Here is an 18,426-nt window from a genome sequence, read left to right on the forward strand (position 1 = left end):
CTGTGACTAGCCTTGAATAAGGTTGACTATCCCTGAATACCCGAATACCCATGAAGAGGAACCGATTCACTTGACCCACTCCGGTATCAATCTCAGCCACATTGACCCGGGCACACGGCCCCAGGATGACCTGTTTCGCCATGTCAACGGTGCTTGGCTGGAGGCGGAAGTGATCCCTGAAGACAGGGCTCTCACCGGTTCTTTCATCACCTTGCGCGATGAATCAGAAGACGCTGTCAAAACCATCATCGAGCACGCCGGCACGGAAGCGGGCAACCCAAACGCCACGAACCCGGCGCTGTCCGCCAAAATCGGAGCCCTCTATACAGACTTCATGGATGAAGCCGCCATCGAGTCCGCCGGGGCCACCCCCTTGGCAGAGAAGTTGCGTGCCATCGCATCAGCTGACTCCATCGAGGCCCTGGTTCGGCTGATGGGTAAGCTTGACCGCACCGGCGGAAGCACATTGTTCGGCGCCTATGTCAACAACGACGCCGGAAATCCGGACCGTGCGCTGCTGCACCTATTTCAGGCAGGTCTGGGCCTGCCGGATGAATCCTATTATCGGGAGGAGAAGTTCGCGGCCATCCGCGCTTCCTATGTGACACATGTTCAGACCATGCTGGAGCTCGCTGGCGTCTCTGACGCTGCATCCAAGGCCCCACTCATCATGGCATTGGAAACTGAAATCGCCGCCACCCATCTCGACAAGGTGACACTTCGAGACCCCCAGAAGACCTACAACCTCAAAAACCGCAGTGAAGCATTGGCTCTGCTTCCAGTTTTGGAGATCTGGTTGGATGAACTGGGCGTCACAGCAGAACAAAGCAGCGACGTGGTCATTGCCACACCAGAATTCTTCAGTGGCCAACAGAGCCTCTTGGTGGAAGAACGCCTCGCCGATTGGCAGGCCTGGTTGGCCATGCGTACCATCTCCAGTCTCGCCGGTTACTTGTCCAAGAACTTTGTGGATGCCAACTTCGCCTTCTACGGCACCACCCTCAGTGGAACCCCGGCCATCCGGGGCCGCTGGAAACGCGCCGTCGCTCTTGTAGAAGGCGTACTGGGCGAGGCCGTGGGCCAGCTGTATGTGGCCAAACACTTCCCCGAGTCTCACAAGGCACGCATGGAAGCCCTGGTAGCCAACCTCATTGAGGCCTACCGCATCAGCATCGCTGACCTCTCCTGGATGAGCAGTGAAACCAAGGAAAAAGCGTTGGAGAAGCTGGCCGCCTTCACTCCCAAAATTGGTTACCCATCCAAGTGGCGCGACTATTCGACGCTGGACATTGTGGAAGGCGATTTGCTGGGCAACATTGAGCGTAGCAACGCGTTCGAACTGGCGCGCCAGCTGGCGAAGATCGGCGCGCCCATTGATCGTGATGAGTGGCTCATGACCCCTCAGACGGTCAACGCCTACTACAACCCCACCATGAATGAGGTGGTCTTTCCGGCTGCCATCTTGCAGCCACCGTTTTTCGATGCAGAGGCCGACGACGCCGCGAACTACGGCGGCATCGGAGCCGTCATCGGCCACGAAATTGGGCACGGCTTCGATGACCAAGGTTCCCAGTTTGACGGCTCCGGCGCCCTGCGAAATTGGTGGACAGATGAGGACCGTGCAGCCTTTAACAGCCTCACCAAGAAGTTGGTGCAGCAGTACAACGCTTTGTCCCCCATGGCCGCCCCAGAGGAGTTTGTCAACGGCGAACTCACCTTGGGCGAGAATATTGGGGACCTTGGTGGTTTGGCCATCGGCTACAAGGCCTATCAGCTCAGCCTGGACGGCAGCAGCTCACCCACCATTGATGGGCTGACAGGGGCTCAGCGTTTCTTCTACTCATGGGCCGAGTGCTGGCGTACCCAGATTCGTTATGAGGAGGCTGTGCGGCGCCTCACCATTGATCCGCACTCCCCCGCGGAACTGCGGTGTAATGCTGTGGTCAGTAACTTGGATGCCTTCCATGAGGCCTTTGGCACCACCGCCGAGGACAAGCTCTGGTTGGAACCAGCAGATCGCGTGAGTATCTGGTAGAAAATTCAGGGTCTCACCGGCCCAACAACATAGAGGGCGGGCACTGTTGCGAAGGAATTCCTTCGCAACAGTGCCCGCCCTCTATGGATTACGGTCCAGCTGGTCCGCCACCCAGCCGGCTAGTACGTGTAGTAGAGCGGGTTGACCTTCATGCATCCAGCATCTTGCTCAGCGGTGCTGGCCACAATATTCTCCGGAACCACGATGGTGCCGTATTGCGTGCCGGAGATCCAGTCAGCACCAACCACGAGGCTGATACCTGCCACTGTGGCATCGAACTGAACTGCGGCCGGCGGAAGATTGAACAGCGTGGCCAAATCTGCCGCCACATCCGCCATCTCGGCACCGTACAGCAGCTTTGTCTCGCTGACGGCGGGGATGTCCCCTGCCTGCCAAGCGTTGCTAAACCCAGCGGCAGCCAGGGCTTGCACCAGTTCAAGGGAACGGCCAACTACTGCGGTGGCATTGACCACACTGATGGGCTGCAGGGCCTTCTCATACGCCGGAGCATCCGGGGACTGTGTAGCAGCAGGCGTTTCAGCCGGCGGGGTGCTTGCCAGGGTGCCACCAGTGGAGCTGGGAGTCGGCGAGGCCGTCAGGTCCGTGTCTTGGCGCAAGGCCGCGAAGAACTGGCTAGCCTGCGGCTGTTGGAGTTGGACGCGGTTGTTGTCGGCCACATAAGGTTCAGTCGGAACCGTAACAAAGGATACTTTGGCGAGATCAATCTTTGCCAAGCGAGTAGCAATGGTGACCATGGACGGAATATTGGCCAAACCCTCATCTATCGTGAGGTTCTTAGTTACTACATCCGCCAGAGTGTAGAGTCTGGGCAGATTAGTCAGAGTGCCTTCACTCTTGACCTTGCGGACCATTGACCCGAGGAAGTACTGCTGCGCCTTGATCCGATCCAGATCCCCGGAATCCCCGAAGGCATGACGGGTTCTTAGGAAGGCAAGGGCCTGTTCGCCCTCTACCAAGCTTTTGCCTTCTGGGAGCCGCAGGAATGAACCGTTGACGTCATACATGGCATGGTCAACGCAGACTTCAACGCCGCCAAGCGCCGTGGACAGTTCCTTGACTGCTGTGAAGTCGGCCAACATAAAGTGGTCAATGCTCAACCCGGTGATGTCATTGATCGCAGCCACTGTACAGCCGGGCCCTGCCTGCAATGCTCCATTGAGTTGCCCGGCGGAGGATCCGTAGACGGTCTCAGAGGTTGTGGCCGAAACACAATCGGGGATCGGGACTACTAAATCCCGCGGGAAACTCGTGACCGATACCCTGCTGTTGTCCGGGGAAATATCCATCAGCAACATGACATCAGATTGGCCCTGACCTGAGGAGTCCTCTTCAGAACCGTACTGGCTGTTCTTGCCATCGCGGGTGTCGGTTCCCAGAATCAGGATTTGCAAGGAACCGGTGTCTTCAATGGCTGGACCGCTATTGGCCCCATTGGGTAGCCGGCCATCCAAGGGCGCCGTGGTGACATTGCTCTGCAACTTGTAAAACAACACCCCGGCCGTACCCACACCGATGACCAGAACGCTGCACAGGACCAGCGCGGCGATACGCAGCCACAACGGCGCTTTGTGGTGGGGCCGATAGTGTCTACCTGCTGGCTCTTGCGGATTCTCAGGTTCACTCCGTGGGGTGCCGGCAGCCTCAGCTGCTCCCGTTTCGGCACGGCGTCGCCCCATGAACAAACCTTTCACTATGAATATTAACTCTCACGAGTTTAGCGGCGAAGACTGGGAACATCCCCACAGCCACACGTTCGCGCACTACTGAACACCAAAAGTTGCGTGGCGGCCGTTCAGACCGCCACGCCCAACAGTCGGGTCTAAAACCCGTATTAAGAAGTTTCTTCTAGCAGCTGTATCTAGAAGCCCAGCTTGACCAGTTGCTTCGGATCACGCTGCCAGTCCTTGGCCACCTTGACATGCAGGTCCAGATAAATTTTGGTACCCAACAGCGCCTCGATCCCCTTCCTGGCGGTGGTGCCAACATCGCGCAGCCTAGCGCCACCCTTACCGATGATGATCGCCTTCTGGGACGGTCGCTCTACATAGAGATTTACCCGCACATCCAGCAACTGGTTGTCCTCGCCGCGTCCTTCCCGGGGTAGGATCTCCTCTACCACCACAGCTAGGGAGTGAGGCAGCTCATCACGAACACCTTCAAGAGCAGCCTCACGGATTAACTCGGCTACCATGATCGCTTCGGGCTCGTCGGTGAGGTGACCGTCAGGGTACAGCGCCGGTGAGATAGGCATGAACTCGGCCAGGACCCCTGCCAACGTCTCCACTTGGAAATCCTCTACCGCAGAAACCGGGATGACTGCGGCAAAGCCAGACTCACCGAAGATTTCCTGTCCCAGCCGGTCAACAGCAATGAGTTGGTCCGTGACGGCCTGACGGTCCACAGTATCTGTCTTGGTCACAATGGCAATGACTGGCTTTTTGCCAACATTGGCCAGCTGCTGGGCGATAAACCTGTCTCCAGGGCCAATCTTTTCATTGGCGGGAAGGCAGAAACCAATCACGTCTACTTCCGCCAGCGTGTCGGCCACCAGATCGTTCAGGCGTTTGCCCAAAAGGGTTCGCGGACGGTGCAGACCCGGGGTATCAACCAGTACCAGTTGGAAGGTATCCCGGTGCACCAGGCCTCGGATGGTGTGCCTCGTGGTTTGCGGCTTGGCCGAAGTGATGGCGACCTTCTGCCCTACCAAAGCGTTGGTCAGAGTTGATTTGCCGGCGTTGGGTCGCCCAGCCAAAACTGCAAATCCTGCCCGGAAGCCGTCGCCCTTGGGAGCAGGCATGGCCAGTTTCTTATTCGACTTACTCATGGTTGCTCCTATTTTTTTGATCATTGGACACCTCATCATGAGGCGCAATAGCTTGTGTTAGTGCACTCATGCCAGTGTCCGTCTCCGGCGCGTAGCTGGCAACACTGCGGCTAGCAACACCCCGACTGGCGATGACATGGCTAATGCGGTTCCGCTGTGGTTCTTTACGTTCTGCTTGCAAAGTCAATCCGGAGACTTCAACGGAGTCCCCCACCATCGGAATCCTGCCCAGATGCTTGGCCAGGAGGCCACCTACGGTGTCCACCTCGTCGTCGTCCAGGTCTTTGCCGAACAACTCACCCAGTTCATCGACAGCCATTCTGGCCCGGATCCGGAAGCGTCCCTCAGCAAGGGTTTGTACATCAGGGGACACTGAATCGTACTCGTCCGCAATGTCACCAACAATTTCCTCAATGAGGTCCTCCAGGGTGACCAGTCCTGCCGTGCCGCCGTATTCATCCACCACAATGGCCACGTGAGTGTGCTCCACTTGGAGTTCTTTCAGAAGCGCATCCACCGGTTTGGACTCCGGAACATAACGGACATTGCGGGTGAGTTGTTCTACGGTGGGCTGGTTCTGCAGATCGCTGTTGCGGTGCAGGGTGGCCACCAGATCCTTCAAATACAGGATCCCAAGAATATGGTCGGTGCTCTCACCAATGACCGGGATGCGTGAATACCCTGAGGATAAGAACGCGTCCAGGGCATGCTCTAAAGTGGCATCCTGTTCAATGCTGAGGATGTCGGTGCGTGGCACCATGACGGCACGGACCATGGTTTCACCCATGTCGATCACGCTATGAATAAGTTCAGCCTCGTTGTCCTCAATCATGTCCGCTTCGCTGGCCCGGTCTACGAATTCACGGAATTCCTCTTCGCTGACAAAACCCTCATCAGCTGCCGGGGCATCCTTGGTCAAGGCGGTCCCAAGACGGTTCAACCACTGCGGAATGGGCCCCAAGACGCGGCGCAACAAGTGCACCAGCCACGAGGTACGCCCCACGAGAGCTCCGGCATGGAGACGGCCTAGACGACGCGGGGAAACGCCCACAATCATGAACCCGAGAAAGGCCATAATGATGGTGGCAATGAGCCCGGCAATCCACTCGTTCTCGAGAATGCGCACAAAAAAGATTGCCACGGCCACAGCCGCCGCCATCTCTGACCACACCCTCCAAAACTTCAAGGCATTCAGGTGCGCGAGCGGATCACCGAGGACTTTATCCATGGACGCACCCCGGCGGTGCGCGGTAATGGTTTCGGAGTCATGGCGGGGAAAAAAACTCAGCGCCGATTCAACGGCTGTCAGGAACGCGGCGATGATCGTAAAAAGAATCCCCATGACAGGGAGGACAACTAAGGTCACTGCGTGGTCTCCTGAGGGGCTTCCTTACCTAGGAAGCTGGAAAGCAGTTCACGCTGGATACCGAACATCTCTTCTTTTTCATCAGGCTCACGGTGGTCATAACCCATCAGGTGAAGCATGCCGTGAGTGGTGAGCAGCAGCAGTTCCTCATCCATGGAGTGACCCGCAGCCACAGCCTGGTCTTGGGCGACCGCTGGGCACAGGACTATATCGCCGAGCAGACCGGCAGGGGTTGGCTCTGAGGCAGTTCCTGGCCGAAGCTCATCCATCGGGAAGGAGAGCACGTCGGTGGCACCGGGCTCATCCATCCATTCGATGTGGAGTTTTTCCATGGTTTCCAGATCGGCCAGAATCACCGAAACTTCGGTTTGCGGGTGCAGGTGCATGGCGGTGAGGATGTGCCTGATGAGCTTGACGAGCTCTTCTTCGGCTGCCTGCACACCCGACTCATTGTTGATTTCGATGCTCATCGTGACGTGCTGTCCTTCGGTGTCGTGGGGCTGGGATGAGCTTCATCCCAGCTGTTGTAGGCGCTGACAATAGCGCCCACGAGGCGGTGGCGCACCACATCGGTGGCGTCCAGAATGGCGAAGTGGATATCGTCAACGTCCTGGAGAATTTCCTTGACTACCCGCAGCCCGGATTTAGTCCCGGAGGGCAGGTCAACTTGAGTGATGTCGCCTGTTACAACAATCTTGGAGCCAAACCCCAACCGTGTCAGAAACATTTTCATCTGCTCCGGGGTGGTGTTTTGAGCTTCATCCAAAATGATGAACGCATCATTCAAGGTACGTCCGCGCATATACGCCAGTGGCGCCACTTCAATGGTTCCGGCCGCCATGAGGCGCGGGACCGTTTCTGGATCCAGCATCTCGTTCAGGGCGTCGTAGAGCGGGCGCAGATAGGGGTCAATTTTGTCGTAGAGGGTTCCTGGCAGGAAGCCCAACCGTTCCCCGGCCTCCACTGCGGGGCGGGTGAGAATGATCCGGCTGACTTCCTTGTGTTGGAGGGCCTGGACCGCCTTGGCCATTGCCAGATACGTTTTGCCAGTTCCAGCCGGGCCAATGCCGAACACCACGGTATTGCGGTCAATGGCATCAACGTAGTCCTTTTGGTTCGCAGTCTTGGGCCGAATGGTGCGGCCCCGACTGGAAAGGATGTCGTGACTGAGGATATCCACAACAGAAACTTCAGGGCGGGCTTTTAGCATTGCGACCAGTTGCTCCCAGACGTCCGCAGTCATGGGGCTGTTGCGTGCCACCATGCCGCGGGCTTCTTCCATCAGGTGCATGATGCGTGGCACCACGGCGGCTGGACCGGTAATGGTGAGCACGTTGCCACGGGCCAGAAAAGAAATTCCCGGGTAAAGATTTTCGACAATACGCAGGCCTTCATCCTCGGCACCCAAAGTGGCCACCATCTGCTCTGTGGAGCGGAAATGGACGAGTTCGGTGCGTGTGCCGTCAACGGAGTAAGGGAAGCGCCGTCCTGGCCCCTCATCGGGGAGTTGACCACCGTGGTGTGCTGTTGTCTCTGCCATAATTCCGGCCCATCCGGGCCTGAAATCTCTCCTTGGGTTCACCGGTAGGAACTACCGGATTTAATGCCTTGTCTGTGTGGAATCAATTCTAGTGCACTCCCCGGATTACTACTCCGATTGGTAGGCCAACGAGTACTCCAGCTAGAACTCAAGAGAACTACTCCACCGATGTGCAACTTTTTCCCTTATCAGCGTAGAAGTGTTTCGATACGGTTTCAGTTCTCCACAACAGGCCCATTCCAGCCCATCTGCGCAGCCTCCTGTGCCAAGGTAGATAAGGTTCGAAGCCTTGTGGGGATGCTTGGAACAACCCGATTCCTGACGGAACGGGACCCGCAATCATCATCGTCAAAAGAAACTGCGAGATAGCTCCCCATGCCTGCCTTTCATCCTGCGCCCACACCCCGGATCGGCACCTGTGCCGGCCGTGAGGCGCGGGCGCAGCGTACAGCAGAGAAATTGCGTGCCGTCGACAAAATCGCCATTGTGGCTTTGTCGCTGTCGCTGCTCCTGGGTGGCTGCACCTCGGGCGGTGGCGAGAAGCCTCCCGTTACGATGCCGGCCACAATAGCCTCCTCCTCGGCCGGATTGGTCACCAGCGCACCGTTGGAAACTGCCACGGCCTCGGAAACCCTGCCGGTCTACTGGCTAGGACGCAGCAACGACGACGTCTTTCTCTACCGGGAATTCCGGTCCTCCAACAGCGCCGACGAGCCGATCGTTACCGCGCTGCGAACCATGATGGCCGACAAGCCTTTGGACCCGGACTACTTCTCGCTCTGGAACGAACCTTCACGGTTAGGCGCGTCCATCTCGGCAAAAAATATCATCACAATTGACGTCTCAGCCGACGCCTTCGGACAAAAGGTAGATGCCGGCCTCGCCGAGCGTTCCATCTCGCAACTTATCTACACCGCCACCGCCGCTGCCGCCATGGCCGGACTGGTTGACACCACCACACCCATCCAAGTTTCCCTGCTGGTTGATGGGCACACCGGTTACAAAGCCTTTGGTCACGTTTCGCTGGACAAGCCGCTGACCCGCAACCCCTCTTTTGTGGCGCCCGTGTGGATTATTGACCCGGGCCATGGCGCCACCTACAAAGAGGTGCCCCTGAAGGTGATTGGCCAGGGAGTTTCCCCCACCGGCACATTGGCATGGTCCTTGTCACTCATGAAGGACGGTTCAGTGTCCGGGGAATACCTCAGTGGAACAGTGAAAATCCCGCAAGGCCCAAATGAGTTGGGTGAGTTCACCTTCAACTTGGTTCCCCCGCCCGGCACCTACCAGCTCTCAATTTACATCGATGACCCCTTGCAACCAGGCCGTAAAATCGGACTCGATACCAAAGTGGTCACCATCGCCAAGCCCTAAGCCAGCGGGAACCTTCCAGCTACCGGATCACTGAGCCCACGCGCGTAGGTGTCACCAGCGTCCAAGCTCTTGGCTCAGAAGTACGACGGCGGCTGGTCCGGCAGTCGAAGAGCGCAGGACATGGCGGCCCAAGAGGGCGGTCCGCGCCCCGGCAGCTATGAAAGCCTCAACTTCGGCGGCACTCATGCCGCCCTCGGGCCCGACAATCATGAGCACCGTGTGGGGCGCCGTGGCAGCCGCATCGGCACCGCCCGCAACTGTACTTCCCGCGTGGTGGTCAGCCAGCGCTTCCTGCCATTGACGGGCCACCGCTGCCACTGAATCTGTCGCGTCTTCATGCAGAATCAGGGCCAGATCAGCAGCTGCAATCTGTTCACAGACTCCCGTTGTTCCCAGCAGAGCACCAACCTCCGGGATGGTGGAGCGCCGCGCCTGCTTGGCCGCCGCGGCAACTACCTGCCGCCACTTCTGTGGCCCCTTGAGGGCCTTGTCCATCTTCCAGCGCACAATGGAACGCTCCGCCTGCCATGGCGCCACCGCATCTATGCCCAGTTCGGTGGCCATTTCGATGGCCAACTCATCCCGGTCACCCTTGGCCAGTGCCTGGATCAGGGTGAAGGTGATGGGTTGGGCCGATTCGCGGGCAACATCGAGAATCTGCACCGTCAGCAGCCCCTTCTCAGCGCTGCTGACGGTGCAAGATAGACGCAACCCAGCCCCGTCGCACAGGTCAACTGGCTCGCCTAAGGTGAGCCGTTTGACGGTGGTGGCGTGCCGGCCTTCGTCACCGCCCAGAGTGTAACTTGAGCCGGGAAGAAGCCCGGCAAGCTCTGCGGGGTCGGCGTAGAAGACTGGATTGCTCATGGCGTTTAGAGGTTGCCGAGCTTGTCACGCAGCTTGGCGAACATTCCACCGCTGGAGACGAGCTTTCCTTCGCTGAACGTTTCCCCGCGCAAGGCGGCAAGCTGCTTCAGCAGGGCTTCCTGTTCGGCGTCAGGCTTGGTGGGAGTTTCCACGTGGATGTGCACCTTCAGGTCTCCACGACCGAATCCGCGCAGGTGGGTTACGCCCAAGTTGCGCAGGTTGATGACTTCCCCAGCCTGAGTTCCGGGCTTGATGCTGATGGGCTGTTCGCCGTCGAAGGTTTCGAAGTTCAGCTCGGTGCCCAGTGCAGCAGCAGTCATGGGGACGCTGAGAGTGGCGTGCAGATCGTCGCCTTCACGCATGAAGTTCGGGTCATTGTTGACCTTCATTTCCACGTACAAGTCACCTGAGGGGCCGCCGGCGGGGCCAGCCTCGCCCTGATTGGCCAATTGGATGCGAGTACCGGTGCCCACACCGGCCGGAACCTTGATGGTCAGGGTGCGGCGATCGCGGACACGGCCCTCGCCCATGCACTCGTTGCAGGGGTCAATGATCATGGTGCCGAAGCCCTGGCAGGAGTTGCAAGTGGCCAGCGTCATGACATTGCCGAGGATGGAGCGCATGGGACGCTGGATCTGGCCAGCACCGTGGCAAATATCGCAGGTGGTCGGCGAGGTGCCCTCCCGGCAGCAGCTGCCTTCACAGGTGGGGCAGGTGATGGCGGTGTCGATTTCGAGCTTTTTGTTCACACCAAAGACGGCCTCGCGCAGTTCTACGCGCACCGTGATGAGGGCGTCCTGGCCTCGCCGCATGCGTGATGCGGGACCGCGTCCCCCGCCACCACCGCCGGCACCACCGAAGAAGGTCTCAAAGATGTCCTGGAAGGCGAAGCCTTCGCCGCCAAAGCCGCCGCCTCCGCCGCCAACATCGTTGCCGTTTTCATTGCCCGTGGTGTCGTAGACACGGCGCTTCTGCGGGTCCGAGAGCACCTCATAGGCGTGCGTGACGGCCTTGAAGCGGTCCTGAGCATCCGGGGCGTCGTTGACGTCCGGGTGCAACTTGCGGGCAAGCTTGCGGTAGGCCTTCTTAATTTCCTCGGCCGTTGCGTCGCGGGCGACGCCCAATGCATCGTAATGGTTACTCAAAGTGTTGCTCTCTTTTGTTGAATCGGTGGCCGCTTAGCCGGCCAAAATTCTCGATAAGTACTGGGCCACGGCGCGAACGCTGGCCATCGTGTTGGGGTAGTCCATCCGGGTTGGGCCGACCACTCCGAGCTTGGCGTTTTCGCCAGGCACATAGCTGGTGGCCACCACAGAAGCTTCCGCCAGTGAATCGTGAGGGTTTTCACGGCCAATCACCACAGCCATGCCCAACGAGTCCTGAGCCATTGCTTCCAGCAGCCGCAGCAGTACGACCTGCTCCTCTAGAGCGTCCAAGACGGGGCCAATGCTCAAGGGGAAATCATTGTTGGACCGGGCAAGGTTGGCCGTCCCTGCCATGACAATGCGGTCTTCTCGGGCGCTGTGCGCCAAAATCGCCAGACCTTGGGCCAGCCGTGCAGCCGCAGCCTGCTCAGCTACTGGAACCTCGAGCGGAATCCTGACCACCGCAGCAGGAAGTTGGGCCACAGTCAGTCCGTTCAGACTAGCCATGAAGAGTCTCCGCAACCCGGCGAGAATGTCCTCATCTACGGCGCCACCTAGGTCAATCACGTTCTGTTCCACTTTGCCCGAGGCGAGGATCAGCACCACCAGCACCTGGTGAGCCGCTAATGAAACGAATTCGATGTGCCGTACCGTGGCTGCTGTGGTGCGCGGGTACTGAACCACAGCCACCTGGTTGGTCAGCTGTGCCAGTGTCCGTACGGTGCGTTCCAAAACGTCGTCAAGATCGGTGGGACCGTCCAACAGTACCGAAATGGCGCGCCGCTCGGCTGCTGAAAGTGGCTTGACCGAAGCCAGCTGATCGACGAAGAGCCGGTAGCCCTTATCCGTGGGAATGCGCCCGGAACTGGTGTGCGGAGCGGTAATCAGCCCCTCTTCCTCCAGCGCGGCCATGTCATTGCGGATGGTGGCACTGGAGACGCCCAGGTGATGCCGTTCCACCAAAGCCTTGGAGCCGACAGGTTCACGTGAATGCACATAATCTTCAACAATAGCCCGCAGAACTTCCAATTTCCGTGGTTCACTCATGCTCGGCACCTCCCTTCAGCCTTCTCACCGTAACTTTGCCCAAACTTCACCGCATCAGCTTTCCACCGGGCACGCCCAGTGGCTCTTGATAACTAACTTTTAGCACTCTACCCAACCAAGTGCTAAGTCTAATACTTTTTCAGACCACCCACCCATGGCTTATCCACACCCCGCGCGCACACGCCATGCCCCTATACGGCTAGTGCCACGAGGGCGGGCACAGCACGCGATAGCATGGCTTTTCACCCTGTAGCGTTCGCCATGAGCGTTGCCTTGAGCGTCAAAAGTCAGGTTTCTCCATGCATTTCAATGACGTACCTCACCACCAGTGGGGCCCCCTGGACCTCAGCGCCCCGCCAGAACGGGTGTTGCGCAAGGTGGAGGCCCGTTCGGGTCTCGTCGTGGAAGACGTGCAAACAGGCTGGGTGGGAGCTGTGGTGCGGCTGGAGAAATCCGGGGGCATGCACATTGTGGAACTCGCCGATCGACGCGAGAAGATCCGCGCCTTCCCACTCGGTTTCGGCTTCCTGCTGGAAGGCGAACCCATTGAACTCATCGCCCCCACAGCCGCTGGCGCACCCAAGCAGGTCTTGCGTACCGCTTCAGGTTCCGTCAAGGTCACCGGGGACCGTGCCAAGGTTGCCAAAGCCAGCCGGATCTGGGTCGAGGGCAAGCACGACGCCGAACTCGTCGAGAAAGTCTGGGGAGACGATCTGCGGGTGGAAGGAATCGTTGTAGAACCGCTGCGAGGCATTGACGACCTTGCCGCCGCCGTGGCCGACTTCAGACCCGGACCCAACCGCCGTTTGGGCATTCTGGTAGACCACTTGGTGCCAGGCTCCAAGGAAACTCGAATTGTGGCCAATCTCATGCAGAAGCCTGGCGTCCGGGCGAACGTCCTCGTCGTTGGACACCCGTACGTCGATGTCTGGCAGGCCATCAAACCTTCCACTCTGGGCATCCCTGCATGGCCGATTATCCCGCGGACTATGGAGTGGAAGGCGGGTATCCTCCAAGCTTTTGGCTGGCCGCACACAACTGCCGAAGACATCGGTCTGGGCTGGCAGCGATTGCTTTCACGGGTGAGTTCCTACTCCGATCTGGAGCCTTCACTGCTGGGTCGTGTCGAGGAAGTCATTGATTTCCTGACAGCACCCGTATCCTAGAGTCAGGGCAATGATCTTTCACGCCCGTAGCTTCGCACGCTGAAAGGCCTGAAACTGTGAGCCACCCGGCCAACCAGAAGAACCAAAATAACGAAAATGGCGCCGTACCATTGCAGCCCCTCACACCGTCTGAAGACAAGCAGTGGGCTTTCATGTCACATTGCGGTGGCATTTTGGGTTGCGTTCCTTCGCTTTTGATTTACAAGTACATCGCGCCCCGCGGCCGTTTTACGGCCCAGGAATCCAAGGAAGCCCTAAACTTCACTTTGATCCCCACCATTGTGGCGGTCTTGTTGAACATCCTGGCTTTTGTCATGCAGCTGATCAACCCGGGCTCAGGCACGGCATTTTCCCTGATGGCACTGCTGATCTGGGCTTTCCTGACCGTCTTCGCCATCATTGGCGCCGTGCGGGTCAACAACGACCAGCCGTACCGCTACCCGTGGAATCCGCGCCTAATCAAGTAACACGTAGCCGTTAAACTCCGAAGTTAAAGGCAAAGTTAAAAGCAAGGGGGCTAGCTCACTAAGAGCTAGCCCCCCTTTGTGTATGCCCGGAGATCCTGCTAGTCCAGGAGCGCGCGGGTTACAGCGTCACCCAGTAGCCGCCCCTTGAGAGTGAGTACTAAAGTCCCGGCGAAGGCCTTCACTGGGTCAACGAGTTCCCCAGCTATGAGCCCGGCAACTGCCTTGCGGGCAGCCGGAGACAGTGTCTCGATAGCTAGGCCCTGTTTCAATCTAGAGACCAGCATGATGCGTTCAAGCTCACGGGTATCAGCGTCAAGGGTTTCGCGCCCGGCCGCCGGCGATTCGCCCTTGTCCAGGCGGTTTGCATATGCCGTGGGGTGCTTGACGTTCCACCAGCGGACGCCGCCCATATGTGAGTGTGAGCCAGGCCCGATCCCCCACCAGTCGTCCCCGCGCCAATAGGCCAGATTGTGCTGGCACGCGTCCTGCGGTGTCCGGGACCAGTTGCTGACCTCGTACCACGACAGGCCGGCCTCTTGAAAGAGCCGATCAGCCAGTTCATATTTGGCGGCATGGTCGTCGTCGTCAATGTTGGGGACCTGACCGCGGCGGATCTGGGCAGCCAACTTAGTGCCCTCCTCCACAATCAGGGAGTAGGCAGAAATGTGGTCCGGCTCGTAGCTCAGCGCTGTGCGCACCGAGGTTTCCCAGTCCGCGAAGCTCTCCCCCGGCGTGCCGTAGATCAAGTCCACGCTAACCCGCAGGCCAACTTCGCGTGCCCAGGCAACCGCCTGCGGGACCTTCTCCGGGTTGTGTGTGCGGTCCAGCACCTTGAGCACATGCGGCACTGCCGATTGCATGCCGAAGGATACGCGAGTGAATCCGCCGTCGAACAGTTCTTGAAGTGACTCACGGGTGACCGAATCCGGGTTAGCCTCGGTGGTCACCTCGGCGCCGTCCTCAATGCCCCACTGCGCGATGGCAGCACCCAAAATACTGGTCAGATCGCTGGCAGGCAGAAGCGTGGGTGTGCCGCCGCCGAAGAAGACGGTGCTCAGCTTCCTGGCGGGCAAACCGGAGGCCACCATGGCTCGGGCAGCAAATTCCACCTCCCGCACAGCGGTTCCGGCGTAGGCATCCTGAGATGCGCCACCGCCGAGTTCGGTGACCGTGTAGGTGTTGAAATCGCAGTAGCCGCAGCGCACAGCACAAAAAGGAATGTGCGCGTACAGGCTAAATTTGCGGCTCTCAGCACCGACGGCGGCCTGCGCGGGCAGGACGCCGTCGGCCGGAGCCGGATCCCCGAGGGGTAGTGCAGATGGTGTCACTTCTTTGCTTTGTCCTTGGGTGATTCACCGGTGGTCAAGGCGGCAATGAAGGCTTCCTGCGGGACTTCTACGCGGCCCACCATCTTCATGCGCTTCTTGCCTTCCTTCTGCTTCTCAAGCAGCTTGCGCTTACGCGAAATATCGCCACCGTAGCACTTGGCCAGAACGTCCTTGCGGATGGCGCGGATGCTTTCGCGGGCGATGATGCGTGCACCAATAGCCGCCTGAATGGGTACCTCGAACTGCTGGCGCGGGATGAGCTCACGCAGCTTGCCGGTCATCATGACACCGTAGGCGTAGGCCTTTTCGCGGTGCGTGATGGCGGAGAATGCGTCAACTTGCTCGCCCTGGAGGAGGATGTCGACCTTGACCAGGTCTGCGACCTGATCGCCGTCGGCCTTCCAGTCCAGTGAACCGTAACCACGGGTCTTGGACTTCAAGATGTCAAAGAAGTCGAACACAATTTCCGCCAACGGCAGGCGGTAACGGATCTCAACACGGTCCTCGGAGAGGTAGTCCATGCCGCCAAGAATGCCTCGGCGGGTTTGGCACAGCTCCATGATGGCGCCAACAAACTCGGTGGGGGCCAGGATGGTTGCGGCCACCATTGGCTCGCGCACCTCGGCGATCTTGCCCGAGGGGTATTCGCTGGGGTTGGTAACGTGCACAACCTTTTTGTCTTCCAGCGTGACCTCGTACTCCACGTTGGGAGCTGTGGAGATCAAGTCCAGATTGTGTTCGCGCTCCAAGCGCTCACGGGTGATTTCCAGGTGCAACAGCCCCAGGAAGCCAACGCGGAAGCCGAAGCCCAGTGCAGCCGAGGTTTCGGGTTCGTAGACCAGCGCGGCGTCATTGAGCATGAGCTTCTCGAGCGCATCACGGAGCACCGGGTAATCGGTACCGTCCATCGGGTACAACCCGGAGAAGACCATGGGCTTGGCGTCGTGGTAGCCGGCCAAGGCCTCGCTTGCAGGCTTGTGGAAGGTGGTGACGGTATCGCCCACCTTGGACAGGCGCACATCCTTCACACCTGTGATCAGGTAGCCCACTTCGCCAACGCCCAGACCCGTGGAGGGCTTGGGTTCAGGCGAGCTGACACCAATCTCCAACAGTTCGTGCGTGGCTCGGGTGGACATCATCTGAATCTTCTCGCGCGGGCTCAGGCTGCCGTCGATGACACGGACGTAAGTGACCACGCCACGGTAGGTGTCATACACAGAGTCGAAAATCATGGCACGGGCCGGGGCGTTGGGATCGCCCACAGGAGCCGGCAGGTCACGGACGATCTGATCCAACAGCGCTTCCACACCGACACCGGTCTTGCCGGAAACCATCAACACGTCTTCGGGCTTACCGCCGATGAGGTTGGCAAGCTCGGCCGCGTACTTCTCAGGCTGCGCGGCCGGCAAGTCAATCTTGTTCAATACCGGGATGATGGTGAGGTTATTTTCCATAGCCAGGTACAAGTTAGCCAGAGTCTGGGCTTCAATGCCCTGCGCGGCGTCCACCAGCAAGATGGCACCTTCACAGGCGGCCAAGGACCGGGAAACCTCGTACGTGAAGTCAACGTGACCCGGGGTGTCAATCATGTTCAGGCAGTAAGAAGTGCCATCAACTTCCCAGGGGATACGAACAGCCTGGGACTTGATGGTGATGCCACGCTCACGCTCAATGTCCATGCGGTCAAGATACTGCGCCTTCATGTCACGCGGCTGAACAACTCCAGTGAGCTGAAGCATCCTATCGGCCAAGGTTGATTTACCGTGGTCGATGTGCGCGATGATGCAGAAGTTCCTGATGATCGCCGGATCAGTCGCGGCGGGCACCGGGGCAGTGCGGGCCATGGGTGACACTAGGGTTCCTTACTGTTGCATGAACGCAGGGATAACGGCTGATGCGCCGAACCGTGCAGGGGATGTGACCGCGCGTTGCACGGCGGACACTCATTGCCATCAAGTCTCCCACGTTTACCCCGCCACGAGAGAACCCGCCACCCACAAGAGCCCCATCGGTACCTAGCCATTCGTTACCCTAGAAACCATGGCATCGACTTCCGAGCAAATTTTCAAGTTCCTCCGGTCTCTGGCAGGCGCATTCCTCAGCCCCGGGAAAACCTCCCAGCCAAGGAACTCCTCCACCAAAACCCGGCCCGGCACCAAGGCGTCAGGTTCCTCCAGCGCAAGACCAGCGGGCCGCCCCGCCGCCCGGCCGACGTCGGGCTCCCCCACCAGCGGACTCAGCGCACCTTACCCGGGAGACTTCCGCGGCACGGCTACCGTCAGCTATTCACCCAAGCCCGACGGCGTGGCGGACCCCGGGGAAATCGTGTGGACGTGGGTGCCTTATGAGGAAGACCATGGCCAAGGCAAGGACCGGCCCGTCCTGATCGTAGGCAAGTCTGGGAAGTATCTGCTGGCGCTGATGATGACGAGCAAGGATCACAGTGATGATCATCGCGGCGACAACGACTACATAGACATTGGTTCTGGTTCCTGGGACAAGCAGGGACGCGACAGTGAAGTGAAGCTGGACCGAGTTTTGCAGGTCTCTGCCCGCGACCTGCGACGCGAAGGATCCATCTTGGAGAAGAAACGCTTCAACGCGGTAGCTACCGGCCTGCGCCAACGACACGGCTGGAAGTAAGCCGCACTAGTTGCGGGGACAAAATCTGATAAACTTGTTGCTTGTGTGTATCCGTGCAGGTCGGCGGATGCAACAGCTTGGCCAGACGTTCACCATAATTCGAGCATCCCCACGCCGCTGTCGACGGCCAAGCTACGCCCTCTACGACCGAATTTACGTATCAAAAGAGAGTTATACATCGTGGCTAATATCAAGTCCCAGAAGAAGCGCATCCTGACCAACGAGAAGTCGCGCCAGCGCAACCTCGCCGTTCGTTCAGGCGTCAAGACCGCTGTCCGTGCAGTCAACGTGGCACTGGTTGCAGGCGACAAGGATGCAGCAGCAGCCGCACTGGTGAATGCCGGCCGCAAGCTGGATAAGGCTGTCAGCAAGGGCGTCTTGCACGCCAACAACGCTGCCAACCGTAAGTCAGCACTCGCTTTGAAGGTTAACGCCCTCTAAGAGAAGCTGATCCGCTTCGCAACTCAAATGTTGGACCCTCACCGTTCTGGTGAGGGTCCTTCATTGTTTAAGTCAGCGTTTATTCATGGTTACAGCGTTTATTCAGCGTTAGCGGCCAGCCCTCACGCGATTCCGGGGGTTAGCGGCCAAAATGTGGGTACATCC

Annotated in this window: 16 protein-coding genes; 6 read left to right on the top strand and 10 right to left on the bottom strand. The window is 58.9% G+C overall.

What is annotated here, in order from left to right; translation table 11 throughout:
• Positions 1-70: 70 nt before the first annotated feature.
• Positions 71-2,035, top strand: a complete 1,965-nt coding sequence (locus AB0P14_RS07160) for a M13-type metalloendopeptidase (RefSeq protein WP_363840412.1) — start codon at positions 71-73, stop codon at positions 2,033-2,035.
• Between the two features lie 119 nt (positions 2,036-2,154).
• Here AB0P14_RS07160 and AB0P14_RS07165 read toward each other — a convergent pair whose 3' ends face one another.
• From AB0P14_RS07165 to AB0P14_RS07185, 5 genes are all read right to left on the bottom strand, one after another.
• Positions 2,155-3,732 carry an LCP family protein gene (locus tag AB0P14_RS07165; protein WP_363839729.1) on the bottom strand — a complete coding sequence of 526 codons (1,578 nt, stop codon included), beginning with the start codon at positions 3,730-3,732 and terminating at the stop codon, positions 2,155-2,157.
• Between the two features lie 182 nt (positions 3,733-3,914).
• The gene (gene era / locus AB0P14_RS07170) at positions 3,915-4,880 is read right to left on the bottom strand and encodes a GTPase Era (RefSeq protein WP_363839732.1); all 966 of its coding nucleotides are present in this window, start codon (positions 4,878-4,880) and stop codon (positions 3,915-3,917) included.
• The gene (locus tag AB0P14_RS07175; RefSeq protein WP_363839735.1) at positions 4,873-6,246 is read right to left on the bottom strand and encodes a hemolysin family protein; all 1,374 of its coding nucleotides are present in this window, start codon (positions 6,244-6,246) and stop codon (positions 4,873-4,875) included. The genes era and AB0P14_RS07175 overlap by 8 nt, the downstream gene beginning before the upstream one ends.
• Positions 6,243-6,716, bottom strand: coding sequence for an rRNA maturation RNase YbeY (gene ybeY / locus AB0P14_RS07180; protein ID WP_363839738.1), 474 nt, complete (start codon positions 6,714-6,716; stop codon positions 6,243-6,245). Before ybeY ends, AB0P14_RS07175 begins: the two co-directional genes overlap by 4 nt.
• Positions 6,713-7,786, bottom strand: a complete 1,074-nt coding sequence (locus AB0P14_RS07185; protein WP_363839741.1) for a PhoH family protein — start codon at positions 7,784-7,786, stop codon at positions 6,713-6,715. The genes ybeY and AB0P14_RS07185 overlap by 4 nt, the downstream gene beginning before the upstream one ends.
• 375 nt (positions 7,787-8,161) lie before the next feature.
• Between AB0P14_RS07185 and AB0P14_RS07190 the strand changes: the two genes are divergently transcribed.
• Positions 8,162-9,160, top strand: a complete 999-nt coding sequence (locus tag AB0P14_RS07190) for a GerMN domain-containing protein (RefSeq protein ID WP_363839744.1) — start codon at positions 8,162-8,164, stop codon at positions 9,158-9,160.
• A gap of 51 nt (positions 9,161-9,211) precedes the next feature.
• Here AB0P14_RS07190 and AB0P14_RS07195 read toward each other — a convergent pair whose 3' ends face one another.
• The 3 genes from AB0P14_RS07195 to hrcA are packed head-to-tail and all read right to left on the bottom strand — an operon-like array spanning position 9,212 to position 12,216.
• The gene (locus tag AB0P14_RS07195) at positions 9,212-10,024 is read right to left on the bottom strand and encodes a 16S rRNA (uracil(1498)-N(3))-methyltransferase (protein ID WP_363839747.1); all 813 of its coding nucleotides are present in this window, start codon (positions 10,022-10,024) and stop codon (positions 9,212-9,214) included.
• Between the two features lie 5 nt (positions 10,025-10,029).
• On the bottom strand, positions 10,030-11,169 hold the full coding sequence (gene dnaJ, locus AB0P14_RS07200; protein WP_363839750.1) for a molecular chaperone DnaJ: 1,140 nt from the start codon (positions 11,167-11,169) through the stop codon (positions 10,030-10,032).
• A 33-nt stretch (positions 11,170-11,202) separates the two neighbouring features.
• Positions 11,203-12,216: a heat-inducible transcriptional repressor HrcA gene (gene hrcA, locus AB0P14_RS07205; RefSeq protein ID WP_363839753.1), complete on the bottom strand. Its 1,014-nt coding sequence runs from the start codon at positions 12,214-12,216 to the stop codon at positions 11,203-11,205.
• Positions 12,217-12,515: 299 nt separating this feature from the next.
• Between hrcA and AB0P14_RS07210 the strand changes: the two genes are divergently transcribed.
• Both AB0P14_RS07210 and AB0P14_RS07215 read left to right on the top strand, forming a co-directional pair.
• A complete protein-coding gene (locus tag AB0P14_RS07210) occupies positions 12,516-13,382 on the top strand; it encodes a DUF3097 domain-containing protein (protein ID WP_363839756.1) in 867 nt (288 codons plus the stop codon).
• Positions 13,383-13,438: 56 nt separating this feature from the next.
• Positions 13,439-13,849, top strand: coding sequence for a DUF4870 domain-containing protein (locus AB0P14_RS07215; protein WP_363839759.1), 411 nt, complete (start codon positions 13,439-13,441; stop codon positions 13,847-13,849).
• Positions 13,850-13,947: 98 nt separating this feature from the next.
• Here the strand turns inward: AB0P14_RS07215 and hemW are convergent, their stop codons facing one another.
• Both hemW and lepA read right to left on the bottom strand, forming a co-directional pair.
• On the bottom strand, positions 13,948-15,177 hold the full coding sequence (hemW, locus tag AB0P14_RS07220; RefSeq protein ID WP_363839762.1) for a radical SAM family heme chaperone HemW: 1,230 nt from the start codon (positions 15,175-15,177) through the stop codon (positions 13,948-13,950).
• Positions 15,174-17,030 (bottom strand): translation elongation factor 4, encoded by a 1,857-nt coding sequence (lepA, locus tag AB0P14_RS07225; protein ID WP_363839764.1) that lies wholly within the window; start codon positions 17,028-17,030, stop codon positions 15,174-15,176. Before lepA ends, hemW begins: the two co-directional genes overlap by 4 nt.
• A 187-nt stretch (positions 17,031-17,217) precedes the next feature.
• Here lepA and AB0P14_RS07230 point away from each other — a divergent pair, with 187 nt between their 5' ends.
• Entirely contained in the window at positions 17,218-17,820 is a 603-nt protein-coding gene (locus AB0P14_RS07230; RefSeq protein ID WP_363839766.1) for a type II toxin-antitoxin system PemK/MazF family toxin, read from the top strand.
• Between the two features lie 180 nt (positions 17,821-18,000).
• On the top strand, positions 18,001-18,261 hold the full coding sequence (rpsT, locus tag AB0P14_RS07235; RefSeq protein WP_363839769.1) for a 30S ribosomal protein S20: 261 nt from the start codon (positions 18,001-18,003) through the stop codon (positions 18,259-18,261).
• The last annotated feature ends 165 nt before the right edge of the window (positions 18,262-18,426 follow it).

It is taken from the genome of Specibacter sp. NPDC078709, from assembly GCF_040686795.1.
GTDB lineage: Bacteria > Actinomycetota > Actinomycetes > Actinomycetales > Micrococcaceae > Specibacter.

Excerpts from the sequence above, each read along its gene's own strand:
- AB0P14_RS07190 (WP_363839744.1), top strand. The coding sequence starts at position 8,162 with ATGCCTGCCTTTCATCCTGCGCCCACACCCCGGATCGGCACCTGTGCC.
- AB0P14_RS07185 (WP_363839741.1), bottom strand. The coding sequence starts at position 7,786 with ATGGCAGAGACAACAGCACACCACGGTGGTCAACTCCCCGATGAGGGG.
- era (WP_363839732.1), bottom strand. The coding sequence starts at position 4,880 with ATGAGTAAGTCGAATAAGAAACTGGCCATGCCTGCTCCCAAGGGCGAC.
- AB0P14_RS07165 (WP_363839729.1), bottom strand. The coding sequence starts at position 3,732 with ATGGGGCGACGCCGTGCCGAAACGGGAGCAGCTGAGGCTGCCGGCACC.
- hrcA (WP_363839753.1), bottom strand. The coding sequence starts at position 12,216 with ATGAGTGAACCACGGAAATTGGAAGTTCTGCGGGCTATTGTTGAAGAT.
- AB0P14_RS07210 (WP_363839756.1), top strand. The coding sequence starts at position 12,516 with ATGCATTTCAATGACGTACCTCACCACCAGTGGGGCCCCCTGGACCTC.
- AB0P14_RS07195 (WP_363839747.1), bottom strand. The coding sequence starts at position 10,024 with ATGAGCAATCCAGTCTTCTACGCCGACCCCGCAGAGCTTGCCGGGCTT.
- AB0P14_RS07230 (WP_363839766.1), top strand. The coding sequence starts at position 17,218 with ATGGCATCGACTTCCGAGCAAATTTTCAAGTTCCTCCGGTCTCTGGCA.
- ybeY (WP_363839738.1), bottom strand. The coding sequence starts at position 6,716 with ATGAGCATCGAAATCAACAATGAGTCGGGTGTGCAGGCAGCCGAAGAA.